Annotated in this window: 10 protein-coding genes; all 10 read right to left on the bottom strand. The window is 40.0% G+C overall.

Translation table 11 applies throughout. The annotated features are described in order from the left end of the window. Positions 1-50 precede the first annotated feature (50 nt). Entirely contained in the window at positions 51-722 is a 672-nt protein-coding gene (locus ACI7T6_RS01965; protein ID WP_404665918.1) for an HAD family hydrolase, read from the bottom strand. Further along, positions 703-2,319 (bottom strand): hypothetical protein, encoded by a 1,617-nt coding sequence (locus tag ACI7T6_RS01960; protein ID WP_404665917.1) that lies wholly within the window; start codon positions 2,317-2,319, stop codon positions 703-705. The genes ACI7T6_RS01965 and ACI7T6_RS01960 overlap by 20 nt, the downstream gene beginning before the upstream one ends. Before the next feature lie 280 nt (positions 2,320-2,599). Next, entirely contained in the window at positions 2,600-3,595 is a 996-nt protein-coding gene (gene miaA / locus ACI7T6_RS01955) for a tRNA (adenosine(37)-N6)-dimethylallyltransferase MiaA (protein WP_404665916.1), read from the bottom strand. Between the two features lie 58 nt (positions 3,596-3,653). Then, a complete protein-coding gene (locus tag ACI7T6_RS01950; RefSeq protein ID WP_404665915.1) occupies positions 3,654-3,887 on the bottom strand; it encodes a KH domain-containing protein in 234 nt (77 codons plus the stop codon). Positions 3,888-4,103: 216 nt separating this feature from the next. After that, a complete protein-coding gene (locus ACI7T6_RS01945; RefSeq protein WP_404665914.1) occupies positions 4,104-4,886 on the bottom strand; it encodes a cell division protein FtsQ/DivIB in 783 nt (260 codons plus the stop codon). Positions 4,887-4,909: 23 nt separating this feature from the next. Then, on the bottom strand, positions 4,910-7,270 hold the full coding sequence (murC, locus tag ACI7T6_RS01940; protein WP_404665913.1) for a UDP-N-acetylmuramate--L-alanine ligase: 2,361 nt from the start codon (positions 7,268-7,270) through the stop codon (positions 4,910-4,912). Positions 7,271-7,274: 4 nt separating this feature from the next. Then, positions 7,275-8,357, bottom strand: a complete 1,083-nt coding sequence (locus tag ACI7T6_RS01935) for a UDP-N-acetylglucosamine--N-acetylmuramyl-(pentapeptide) pyrophosphoryl-undecaprenol N-acetylglucosamine transferase (RefSeq protein WP_404665912.1) — start codon at positions 8,355-8,357, stop codon at positions 7,275-7,277. Then, on the bottom strand, positions 8,341-9,444 hold the full coding sequence (locus ACI7T6_RS01930) for an FtsW/RodA/SpoVE family cell cycle protein (RefSeq protein WP_404665911.1): 1,104 nt from the start codon (positions 9,442-9,444) through the stop codon (positions 8,341-8,343). Before ACI7T6_RS01930 ends, ACI7T6_RS01935 begins: the two co-directional genes overlap by 17 nt. Before the next feature lies 1 nt (position 9,445). Further along, entirely contained in the window at positions 9,446-10,090 is a 645-nt protein-coding gene (locus ACI7T6_RS01925) for a LysM peptidoglycan-binding domain-containing protein (RefSeq protein WP_404665910.1), read from the bottom strand. A gap of 90 nt (positions 10,091-10,180) precedes the next feature. Beyond that, on the bottom strand, positions 10,181-11,491 hold the full coding sequence (murD, locus tag ACI7T6_RS01920; RefSeq protein WP_404665909.1) for a UDP-N-acetylmuramoyl-L-alanine--D-glutamate ligase: 1,311 nt from the start codon (positions 11,489-11,491) through the stop codon (positions 10,181-10,183). Between the last annotated feature and the right edge of the window lie 2 nt (positions 11,492-11,493).

Here is an 11,493-nt window from a genome sequence, read left to right as displayed (position 1 = left end):
CCTTCAATATAAAGCAAAATATAGTAATAGGGAAAACCCAGACTGAAATATTAGATAATACGCCAGTTGAGCTGACGTGCAACTTTTGCAAGTTTGCGATCAGGATTGACAGCTACAGGGTGTCCTGCTTGGAAAAAAAGAGGAAGATCATCGTGGCTATCAGAGTAGACAGCAGTTTGATCTTTTGCTAAGCCAAGCTGTTTTTTAAGCTTTAAGAACGATCTTTTTTTTGTGGATCCCACCATGAGTTTGGCAATATCGCATACCTGTTTTTTTTGATTTACAGCATATACGGTGCTCTCCCAATGGGAAATATTGAAATAAGTTGCAAACGCTCTTACAAGAAAATCAGGCGCGCTAGAGATGAGAGCAATGTAGTCCCCTCTTTCCTTAGCCTCTTGAAGTTCTTGAAAAGCTGGCTTATAAATGGCACTAGGCAGTAATTGATTCACAAACTCTTCGACATGATACTCTAAAGCCTCAATAGAAAACCCTTTAACGAGTTTATTAAAGACTTGGTGGTGAAGCTCTTCTAAGCTCATCGAAGTGAGCATATACTTCACCTTAATCCACACTGCTTTTAATACCGTGACAAAGGAGACAAGCCGTTTTTGATATAGATTCTTCATGTAGCAAGAACTTGAGACCACAGAAATCAGTGTACGGTCAAGATCAAAAACAGCTAAACGAGAAGAGGGTGTTTTAGGACCCTTCAACTTCATCAATTTGTTTTTCAAGCTTTTCAATGGTCGCATTTACCCTATCTAATCGAAGTTTTTCGTTCTCAACAAGTTCTTTATACCGAATCGCTTTTTCAAAATCAAATCCAGAGCCGGCTAGTGCTTTACGGTACACTTCTAACTGCGTCCGAATTTCATTCTTTTGCTCTTTCCAATCGGTTAAGTGAAGGTAAAGGCTTTCTAAAGATTGCTTTTGTTCAGGTGTTAAAGAGAGAATAGCTTTCTCTTTTTTATCGATGATTAAGTCTCTAAAAATTTTAATTTCATTTTCTAACAGCTCTTTTTCTGCACTTGTTAACTGTAAAGTGATGAGCTGCTGCTGAAACTTTTCTCTTTCTTTAAAGAGGGACTCTAATGAGCTATTATCGATATCTTTAATCACTTGGCTTAAATTGGCTTTAAACTGCTCGATTTTTTCTACGCGCTGTCTTTGATTGATCTCGTTTTCTTTTTCCCGGGCTTGCATGATCTGTTCGATTTTTGCAGTGATCGGAGCTTTCGCTTTTGCAATTTCATCTCTTAAGAGTTGAACCGAATCTCTTCCTAAATCAACCGTTTTCATAAAAGCTAAAATCTCAGAGGATAGCTTAGACGCCTCTTCAGATGTGAAAGCTGCATCTTGACAACGTTCTGCAAGAACCCCAATTTTTTCCATCACAAGAGCTTGGTTATGCTCGTAAACTTCCTTCTTCTTTTCAAAGTCTTTCTTTCTCTCGAGATCTTTTTCTTTGAGAAGGTTCCAACATTTACTCAGTTCTAACCGTGTTTGATTAAAGGTTGCAGCATCAAGTGTTAACACTTTAGCAAGGGTTTGAAGCGCTTTAATTTCTTGACGAAGATTCATAGGAGGTCTTTGATAAGATGCCGATTCTGAGAAGTAACATCCTGAAAACTCCATCACATCATGTAAGAATTGAGCAGACACTTTCTGAATGAGTTCTCTTCTTCTCGGAAACACATGGTCTCCTGCAAGAGATAATCTATCAAAGAATTTATTTTTGAAACGGATTCTCATTTCCGTTTGAATGATCTCTTTACGTAAAGCTGTAATGCGTGTTGCAAAGGTATTGAGGAACACAAGCTCTTGCTGCAGTTCTGCATAAATTTGACCGCTCACTGAGAGGAGGTAGCACTCTTCAGGGAGCTCAAGGAACACTTTTTGACTAATCCACTCATCTCTTTGAGAAAGATCGTGTTCAACCGCTCCAATAGCCAGTTCAATCTGTTCAATAGCAAAAGTCGATTGCTCATCTAAAACGGATTTTAAGTGTCTAGCTTCTCCAGATAGCTGGGTGTATTCTTCCCATAGCTGAGTACGGACGTTTTGAGACACTTTTTCTTTAAAAAGAGGAAGGCAGAGTTGTTTAAGATCCCAATAATCTTTAAAGCGTGGCTTTTTTTCGCCGAGGGCAAGCCGCATTTGAGCCAGATACATTTGAATTTTTTCTTCTAAAGAAGGGACACTCTTTAATTGCTCAACAAAAGCCTTCACCACATCTGACAATTCTTTTTCCTTAACCTGTGGCTTGTGAGGAGTTGCTATATCATGAGGAGGTGTTTGTTGACAATCTTGATCCATAAAAATCCAATGTTGAAGAGATTATACCTTATCCTTATTGATTGTACAGCGGCCTTAAGAGTGACAAACGATCCCCTCTTTTAAGAGGATCCATTGTTTTTAAACTTAAGGACAGACGGTGTCCAATATCAAAAGGGCTTTTGTAGATTTCACCTATTTAGAGATTGATGAAATCGGTATCACAGAATGATTGTAGAACAAAACAGAATTTCACTCTACCAAAAAACTTTTGAAGAGCGACTTTTTCTTCTTCTCTCTCTAAAAAAATCGGGAAGAGCCTCTAAAAATGTTGCTCATAATCTTGCATGATCATCTCTAAAGCTGTTTCTTCCTTATAGTGGTGTAAATTCAGCCATCTAAAAAGCGGCTCTTTCCGAAACCAGGTAAATTGCCGTTTCACATACCGGCGTGTCGCCTTTTTAAACTCTTCAATCATCCATTCTTGATCTTGAGGTGTTTGCTGAGAGGCTAAATAGTGAAGGGCTTGACGGTAGCCAATTGCTTGCGAGGCTGAAGAGTTTTCACTAAGACCCAATTTACTCAGCTCTTGGACTTCTTTTAAAAGTCCCTCTTGAAGCATCTGATCGCACCGTTCATTAACGATGGGGTATAAAATCTCTTTAGGCTTATACAAAAACCAACAGAGAAAATCAAATTTAGAGCTCGGCTCGCTCCCCTTTTTAAAAGAAGAAATCTTTTGATTGGTAAGCTTAATGATTTCAAGCCCTCTGATGATTTTATGGACATCACAAGATGTAATGGTTTCTGCATAGACAGGATCAAAATCTCTCAGCTCTTCATAAAGAGCCTCTGAACCTAACTTTTTAAGCTTTTCTTCGAGTTGAAGTCTCACTTCAGGAATAGATGCAGGCCCTTCTGGAGGGCCGTAAATTAAAGAGTGAATATAAAAACCTGTCCCCCCTACCACAATAGGAATATGGCCTCTTGAAAAGATCTCTTCAAATGCTTGATGCGCTTCATGATAAAAATCTACGACATTGAAAGGCTCATTGATATCTCTACTATCAATTAAATGGTGACGGATGAGCCGTTGATCAGCAGAAGATACCTTGGCCGTTCCAATATCCATACCTCGGTACACCTGCATGGAATCCGCTGAGACAACCTCTCCTCCTAAAAGATGCGAGAGCTTTAAAGAAAGCGCTGTTTTACCCACAGCTGTGGGGCCGGATATGATTAAAATCTTCCGTTTTTTTTCTGCAAGAGCGCTCCCCTCTCTTAAAGAGAGAGGGCTAAATGAGGGGTTTGATTCCATACCGGCTAAAAAATATCGATTACTATAAGGCAAGAAGCTTTGTATTAAAAAAGGCTTCTTAAGGTTGAATCACTTCAAGACGCACTTTACGTCCCACTCTTGTTCCAATTGTCATGGTAATGACTCTTAAGGCTTTAACAGTCCTTCCTTGACGGCCCACAATTTTTCCAATATCTTGAGGAGCGACTTTCACTTCGATGACAGTTCCTTTTTCTCCTTCAACAATATTCACCTGAACCTCTTCAGGTGCGTCCACAAGATTTTTAATAAGATATTCTACAAATTCTTTCATATTTCTATTATCAGTTTAAAAGTTAAAGGATGACAATCTAACACTCTCTAAGGATTTGGAACAAGGGAAGAGAGAAAAGGGAGCAAAAAAAATCTAAAAAACTCTTTTTAAAAAAGTAAAAAATACGTCATTTTGTTCACGCTAAGAGTCCTTAGATTTTATCTTGTTCTCTTATATCTCCTGTCCAGGACTTCAAGTTACATGTCTTAGCACTCTTTAGGAAGGCTCTAAAGAGTCGATGAAGGCAAGCTTTGGGATCCTAAGATCAATCACATGATCTGTTAAAGTAAGATTTGGTCTTAGCTCTAAATAGTTTCCGATCTCTTTTGCAAAATCTTTAGGGGTTAGCCGTAAAATTCTCTCTCTCTTCTCTTCTTCTAAGGTCACGATAATTTCACGCTGTCCAAGAGAGGCGTATTCAGCTTTTGAAACATCAATTTTATGCACATTGACCGAAAGAGACTCTAATGTTTTTAGGCACTGCAACGCAAGCTCTAAACGGTAAGAGGTAATTCTTGCTCCCCACTTTGCTTCACATAGGTTTAAATCAAGCAGTATTCTGGGGAGTTTTTTAGGAGAAAAAAAAGGGGTAATAGGAAAAAGTGTTCTCTCTTCATCTACTGCCATATTTTCATAATCTTCAATCCAAGCAACCGGGTGCCTGACGGCATAGTCGATATAAAGCGTATCTGGCTTAATGAGCTGAACATACGCCTCTTTAATGAGAGGAGATGTAAGGAGCTGTTTTTTTGCGAGCCGCGTATCAAAATATTTAGCTTTTGCCGGCTTATCTGCTGAGATATTCATGAGATACGCAAGATAAGAAGTAGAGAGTCTTTCTTGCTGAGAAGTTGTTTGAATGATCCTACAAATGGGATGCTCTATAAAAAAAGATGCCTGATTAAGGAGGTGATAGCTTTTATACACCCCTCCTGGAATGATGAGCATGGACCCTACAATCCAGGTGAGGGCTGTAACTAAACTTAAATCCGTTTTCATAAAACTGTTTTTATAAATCCATTTTATAAATCTATAGGCGGTTTTTTTGGAGGCTGAAGATGTAGATGTTGCATGCGGTGCCGATGAAGACTTGCAATCACAATACGGTCTATCAAAGCTGTCATAGAGACCCCTTCTGCTTTCCACATCGCAGGATAGACACTTGTAGGGGTCAGCCCTGGCATGGGGTTAATTTCATTAAACACCCATATTCCATCAGAGGTGAGAAAAAAATCGATACGGGCTAGCCCAGAACACCCAAGCGCTCTATAGACTCTTTCTGCAGCAACTCTTCCTTCTAGGGCTTGAAGAGGAGGCAGGGGGGCTTTTAAAATAGCTGGAGACCCTGTCTTACTATACTTATTTTCATATGTATGCACCTCTCCCTTTAAAATCACTTCAGCTCCTTGAGATACGGCTACAATCTGATCTCCAATAAACCCAAACTCCATCTCTCTTCCAATCACCTCTTCTTCGACAAGGAATTTATAATCTAGCTTGATGATCTCTTCAATGGCGTTAGAGATATCTTTCTCTTCTTTCACTTTAAAGACTCCAAATGTAGAGCCCAAATGAACCGCTTTAATATAAAAAGGGAAGGTGAAACGGTTTAAAATCGTCTCTTTAACAAGGTCTTTGTTACCTCTCCATTCCCCTGCTGTAAAGGGAATAAAAGGAGCAACGAAGACCCCTTGAGAAGAAGCAATCTGTTTAGACCACGCTTTATCCATACAGACAGCACCTGATCTAAAATCACATCCAATATAAGGAATGCCTACCATCTCTAAAAACCCCTGCATCATCCCATCTTCTCCAAAGGGGCCGTGTAAAAGAGGAAAGGCAAGATCTGCATGAGATAGAGCATCTACCACCTCTTTAACCGATTTTTGCTGATCATTAAAATACCATTTGCCCTCTTTAGAAATGGTCCAGACAGCTGTCTTATAAAACTCTTCGTTAAGATTTGCTTTAACCATTTTTGCAGATAAAAGAGCCACTTCATGCTCAGCTGATCTTCCCCCTTGGATGAAAAAAAGAGAAAACGGAGAAATGGGGTAGTGTAAAAGTTCATCACTTAATGCAGTAATAGAGCCAGCTCCAAGTGTAATGCACACATCATGAGGACGCAGTAACTTGCCTACAAACGGTAAAAGATGCTCTCTTTTTACAAATTCTACAGGTATGGCTACTTTTTGTTTAAGCTCATGAGCAAAGAGCTCTCCTGTAACCCCTTCAATGGGAAGCTCTCCTGCACTTTCTACATCTGTAACAATTAAATAGTCCACTAAGGTAAACGCTTCTAAAAAAGCATCCCACGCATGTTTAAACCTTGAAAATCTGTGCGGCTCAAAAATAGCCACCACTCTTTTTTCCTCTGATGCTTGCTTTAACCCTTGGAGCGTTGTTTGAATTTCAGTTGGGTGGTGTGCATAATCATCAAAGATCATGACCCCTTTATTTTCCCCTTTCTTTTCCATCCTTCTTTTCACTCCCTTAAATTGTTTAAAGCTCTCCCTGATCCCTTGTTCATCTATTCCCATTAAAAGCGTGAGACCAAACACGGCAGCCCCGTTTAAAGCGTGGTGCCGTCCAATGAGAGGAAGCTCTATATTCAGGTAGCTTTTCCCTTGAATAGTGAGATCAAACTCAATTTGCCACTCTTTTTGGATAAACCGTGTAATGCAGATATCTGCTGTAACAGAAAAGCCGTAGCTCATTCCTTTAAGAGGCATATCTTTTAAAATAGGGTCATCACAGCAAAAAAGAAGATGATCAGATATTTGCGCAGCAAACTGTTGAAATCCTTGAATGAGAGCCTCTTTATTTTTCCAAAAACTGAGGTGCTCTTCTTCAATATTTGTGATGATAGCTCCAAACCCTTTGTATTTACAAAACGTTCCATCACTCTCATCTGCTTCTGCAACAAAGAAAGAACCTTTACCGTGATGCCCATTTTTATGGGTATTTAAAGAAATGCCTCCAAGAGCGTAAGAGGGATTTAATCCATTTGTGCAAAGTGTATGACTTAAAAGCGCAGCTGTGGATGTTTTGCCGTGTGTTCCTGCCACTAAAAGAGGTGTAAACCCTTCCATGAGCTGACTTAAGAGATCTGACCGATGAAGAAGCGTTAAATTTTTTCTCTTGGCTGCAAGATATTCTGCATGATCTTCTAAAATGGCAGAGCCAAAAATAACTGTCATCTCATCTTTTAGCTCTTTTTTTTCAGGAGGATAAAACACATCTATACCCTCTTCTTTGAGCTGATGTGTTAAGGCTGTTTTTTTAATCTCGCTGCCTTGCACAAATACATTTCTTTCATGAACAATGCGCGCAAGAGCGCTCATTCCAATTCCGCCAATTCCGATAAAATGGTAGTGTGTCATCGCCTTATCCTTGCATGAACTGTTTAATGATTGCGCTAAGCTCTTCTTGATTTTGCCGTTGATTAAAATAGATGATCGCTTGTTTCATCTCTTCTTTCTTCCCGGAAAAGAGCATGTTTTCAAGTAAATATTTTAAATATTCTACAGAAAGCTTAGATTCAGGGCAGGTAAAGCCTCCTTTGACTTCCTGCTCAACAAAGATTGCATTTTGTGTTTGATGATCATCAGAGGCTCTCGCAAAAGGGATAAAAATGCCAGGGACTGCATACCGCATTTGCTCAGCAATGGTGGCAGCTCCTGATCGACAAATCACAATGGAGGCTGCATGCCAAGCTAAATGCATCCTCTCTTCAAACGCTTTAACGCAAGCTGGTATGCTTCTTTGTGCATAAAACTGCCGCAGTTTTTCTGCGCTATCTGTCTTTCCTGTCACATGAATCACTTGAAACGGCGCGTCACTTTTGAGCTCTGCAATCGTCTCAGAAAAAAAAGAATTAATGGTGTCAGCTCCTTGTGAGCCTCCAAACACTAAAATGGTTAAAAGATGCGGGCATAAGTAGAAATACTCTCTTGCTAAGCTTTTATCCACCTCTATTTTTTCTAAAACAGGCATTTTCACTTCAATGATGGGGCCTGAAAGGTGTTTTCCTGCCTCTTTAAATTGGACAGTACAAAGCGCTCCTAACCACGAAAATAACCGGTTCACTTTTCCAGGAATCGCATTGGACTCAAATAACACAATGGGTATTTTTTTTAGATATGCAGCTAGTAAAACAGGGAAGGTGTAAAAGCTTCCAAACCCAATCACCATCTCTGGATTTATGGCTTTTAAAATTTTAAGACTCTGCCATGTTCCTTTACAAATTCTCCAGAAGGCTTTAAAGATATTTAACTGGAAAAAAGGGCTAACAACCACCTCTTGAAATTTAAATTCATGCCTATGGAAATACCTGTTTGTTTGAAGGCCGCCGCCAATAAAGGTCACATCATAAGACTCTTGAAGAAGCTGCTTAGCAAGGGCCTCAGCTGGAAACACATGCCCGCCTGTCCCCCCTGTTGTGATGACAACCTTACGATTTTTGCACATGTCTTTGCTCATACGTGGTACTTAAAATCATCCAAATCACCATGAGGTTAGCAAGAAGAGAAGATCCCCCTTGGCTAAAAAACGGCAAATTCGTCCCTTTACTAGGAAGAAGCCCTGAGACCACTCCTAAGTTTAAAAACGCTTGAAAACAGACAAGAAAGGTCAAGATAGCAGCTGTATAAAAAGCTGTTAACTCTTTGGCAGAAGCTGCAATAGAAAATCCAAAATACCCGATTAACATATACAAAATGACAAGCAGCATCATGCCCATAAAGCCAAACTCTTCTCCAAAGATGGCAGCGATATAATCACTTCTAGCTTCTGGAAGGTAGTCAAGTTTTTGCATGCTCTCTCCCAACCCCTTACCCCAAAGCCCTCCTGATCCAGCAGCAATTTTGGCTTGATGCGGCTGATGCCCTTTCCCTTGTAAATCAAGCTCTGGATTCATGTAGATACGGATACGGTCGTGAACATGAGGCATTTGAGACGCAATACCTCCTCCAACCCCCATTAAAAGACAAAGAGGAAGCATCCAATATCTCCAACGAATCCCTGTTAACACAAAAAGCCCCATTAAACCCATGAGAATAATCGCTACAGTTCCGTTATCTGGCTCAATGAGAATAAGACCAATAGGAATGGCAAGAATTAAGAGGATTTTAATAAAAAAGTAAAACCCAATATCTCCTGGATGGTGAGATATCCGTGTTAAAAAGTATAAAGGGATGAGGTATTTCACAAATTCTGACGGCTGAAAAGAGATGCCTAAAATATTTAGCCATCTATAAGCGCCGTTTACCTGCATGCCGATAGGAGGGATAAACACAAGTAAGAGAAGAATAGTAAAAAAAATGAGTAAAGAGCCGCTATGTTTTAAAATCTCTTGATACCCTAAATACCCAATACCTACTCCAGAAAGAACTCCCAGTAAGAGATAAATCACTTGCTTTAAAACAGCTTGATATAAGAAATCTCCCCCGATAGATTTTGTCATCGCCTCAGCAGAGGTGGTATTAAAGATCATGGAAAGACCCAGTATGATTACAATCATCACAGAAGTAAAAAGAGAGATATTAAACCATTTCATACTACTGAATACGAATCTTATCCCCTGCTTTTAGCCGCTTTGCGCTCTCTTCATTAAGATGGTTGAGCTTTAAGAGATCTTCCACTTTCATCCGGTGCTTCACCGCAATCATCCAAGGGTTATCTCCTGCTTTAACCGTATAATACCCCTCTTCTTTAACAGGCGCGCTTTGTTTTGTGGAAGCTGGTATTTTTAGCACTTGCCCAATTTTGAGATTCGTGGAGGAGAGTTGATTGAGCTCAATGATATCACTTACTGTCACAAGATGATGTCTTGCAATTTTCTCTAACACATCCCCTTTTTTCACAATCACCTCTCTTGTCCCTCTATAGGACCCCTCTTGTGAAGAGACTAAAGGAGATGTGATGATCCCTTTCTTTTCTAAAGCTTTTTCAGGCTCTTTATGGGGAGGAAGATTAGGAGTGATGTATTGTTCAATCACCTGATCTAAAGGGTCAATGGAGATCGGGGTTGATTCTACTTTTTTTACAGGCTCTTTTACCGCTTGAGGGTGGTGAGAAGCTACCACAGTGACAGGAGAGGGCGCCTCTTGTACGGTATCTACTTTTAAACTGCTCGCAAATAACATAATCAGCAGCCCAGCGTTAAGTAAAACGGCAATAATAATGGTATCTTTTCGGCTCATCTTGTATTGATCTCCTTTAGATCTTTAGAATGGGATTCTCTTGAATAGAGTCACGGTTCTTATCGATCTTGATTTTTCCTAACGACTAGTCTATTCTGTTCGATTTTTCAACTCAAACACTAATCTTTTAAATGTATTTCCTCGGTGGACATAATCTTTAAACATATCAAAGCTTGCACATCCGGGGGATAAGAGGACTGCATGCCCCCTCTCAGCTAAGAGATGCGCTCTTTCTACAGCCTCTTCAAGAGAGTCTACCCCATAGACAGGAAAGTGACTTGCAAGCTCTTCTTGAATAAGGCGCGATGCTTCCCCTAGGGCAATGATACACTTTACCCTGCCTTCAAATGGCTCTTTCCATTGATGGTAAGAGGCTCCTTTATGCACTCCGCCAGCAATGAGGATAACATCTTTTTGCATTGAGTGAACAGCTTTAATCGTAGCGTCTAGATTTGTCCCTTTACTATCATTGAAATAATCTACACCTTGAACCGAGGTGACCCATTCAATGCGGTGAGATGGCTTTTGAAAGGTTTGAAGCCCTTTAAGAAAAAGAGCATCATCAATTCCCAAATCTTTACACACCATCCAAACAGCTAAAATATTTTCCTTATCATGTGTAGAGAGTGGTTGCGTAAGAGAAGAGAGATCCAGGCTATTGCCTTGTTGAAAATGCAGTTTATTTTCAGATGTCCATGCAAAAGCATCCTTTACTCCCCCATACGTGAAATAACCAACTTTTAGTTTTTCTTCCCACTCCCTAATTACATCACAGTAAGCCCATAGCTTTCCCTCTTTCTTAAGACACGCTTGAAGATGGCACTTGATTTCTGCATACCGATCTAATGTCTCATGCCGGTCTAAGTGATCAGGTGTAATGTTTAAGATCACTCCCGTATCAAAAACCGGGCCCGAGAGGGTTTCTAATTGATAAGAGCTTAGCTCAATAATTAAGATGTCATCTTCTTGTAAATCGCTGGCTAAAGAGATTAAAGGCACCCCAATATTGCCCCCAAGTTTTACAGTAACTCCAGCTGTTTGCAAAATATGCTGCATCAGAAGAACAACGGTTGTTTTTCCGTTGGTCCCTGTCACGGCAATTTTTTTGATGAAAGGAGAAATCGCTTTTAGAGCAAAGCTCATCTCCCCTATAACAGGAATCTCTTTTTCTTTAGCATGCATCACTAAAGCGTGCTTTAAAGAGCAGCCTGGAGAAATAATCACTTCTCCTACATCTTCAAGAGCCTTTTCATTCACATATCTATAGACATCTCCCTCTTGCCTATGATCATCAAAGCAAATCACCTCTTGCCCTATGTGTTGCAAAAACTTGGCTACAGCTTGGCCACTTTTACCCATCCCTAAGATCGCTGTTTTAGAGTTAAGGGTTTTTACATTCACGG

Origin of the sequence: Rhabdochlamydiaceae symbiont of Dictyostelium giganteum, assembly GCF_964291045.1 — a bacterium.
Taxonomy (GTDB): domain Bacteria; phylum Chlamydiota; class Chlamydiia; order Chlamydiales; family Rhabdochlamydiaceae; genus PALSA-1444.
Note: the sequence above shows the minus strand (reverse complement) of the source record. Positions and strands in the feature narration are given on the sequence as shown.

Excerpts from the sequence above, each read along its gene's own strand:
- ACI7T6_RS01965 (WP_404665918.1), bottom strand. The coding sequence starts at position 722 with ATGAAGTTGAAGGGTCCTAAAACACCCTCTTCTCGTTTAGCTGTTTTT.
- ACI7T6_RS01960 (WP_404665917.1), bottom strand. The coding sequence starts at position 2,319 with ATGGATCAAGATTGTCAACAAACACCTCCTCATGATATAGCAACTCCT.
- miaA (WP_404665916.1), bottom strand. The coding sequence starts at position 3,595 with ATGGAATCAAACCCCTCATTTAGCCCTCTCTCTTTAAGAGAGGGGAGC.
- ACI7T6_RS01950 (WP_404665915.1), bottom strand. The coding sequence starts at position 3,887 with ATGAAAGAATTTGTAGAATATCTTATTAAAAATCTTGTGGACGCACCT.
- ACI7T6_RS01945 (WP_404665914.1), bottom strand. The coding sequence starts at position 4,886 with ATGAAAACGGATTTAAGTTTAGTTACAGCCCTCACCTGGATTGTAGGG.
- murC (WP_404665913.1), bottom strand. The coding sequence starts at position 7,270 with ATGACACACTACCATTTTATCGGAATTGGCGGAATTGGAATGAGCGCT.
- ACI7T6_RS01935 (WP_404665912.1), bottom strand. The coding sequence starts at position 8,357 with ATGTGCAAAAATCGTAAGGTTGTCATCACAACAGGGGGGACAGGCGGG.
- ACI7T6_RS01930 (WP_404665911.1), bottom strand. The coding sequence starts at position 9,444 with ATGAAATGGTTTAATATCTCTCTTTTTACTTCTGTGATGATTGTAATC.
- ACI7T6_RS01925 (WP_404665910.1), bottom strand. The coding sequence starts at position 10,090 with ATGAGCCGAAAAGATACCATTATTATTGCCGTTTTACTTAACGCTGGG.